Source organism: Corallococcus terminator (genome assembly GCF_003611635.1).
In the GTDB taxonomy this organism is placed as follows: Bacteria; Myxococcota; Myxococcia; order Myxococcales; family Myxococcaceae; genus Corallococcus; species Corallococcus terminator.
In genome coordinates this window covers 1-404 of record NZ_RAVZ01000846.1, presented here as the reverse complement: position 1 = coordinate 404, position 404 = coordinate 1, and the positions used below count along the sequence as shown (strand labels likewise).

At 67.6% G+C, this 404-nt stretch carries 1 protein-coding gene; it reads left to right on the top strand.

Annotation, left to right across the window (positions count from 1 at the left end; translation table 11 throughout):
• Nucleotides 1–78 precede the first annotated feature (78 nt).
• Nucleotides 79–404 (top strand): hypothetical protein (locus D7V88_RS42420; RefSeq protein ID WP_147449196.1); only part of this gene is annotated, 326 nt, incomplete at its 3' end.

Here is a 404-nt window from a genome sequence, read left to right as displayed (position 1 = left end):
CTTGCGAGCTTCCGGGACAGGCTCGCTGGCCGGCTTGGCCCCGCGAGGCTTGCGCCCCGGGAACTCACGGTGGAGGAGATGCGCCAACTCCACTACGAGTTCGCCAACCCCAACCGGGCCCGCGCGGGCTTGCGCCCCCCTCCCATCATCGTCCTCCAGAACCTCTGGGACGACGGCACGATTGCGAAGGAAGGGGCGCACCTTCGTGAGTACACGGAAGGCGAGCAGCTCTTCCTGGAGGACATCGAGGAGAGCAAGGGGTACTGGCGCCAGGAGCGTTGCTACCGCCGGGCGTGCACGCTTCGAGTCCTCCCCGAGTCGGGCACCGACACGGGCATGGGGGACAATCTCCTCTACCTGCAGGCGACGCGCCCCAACGGCTCCTCCCTGTTCCCCTACTGGAT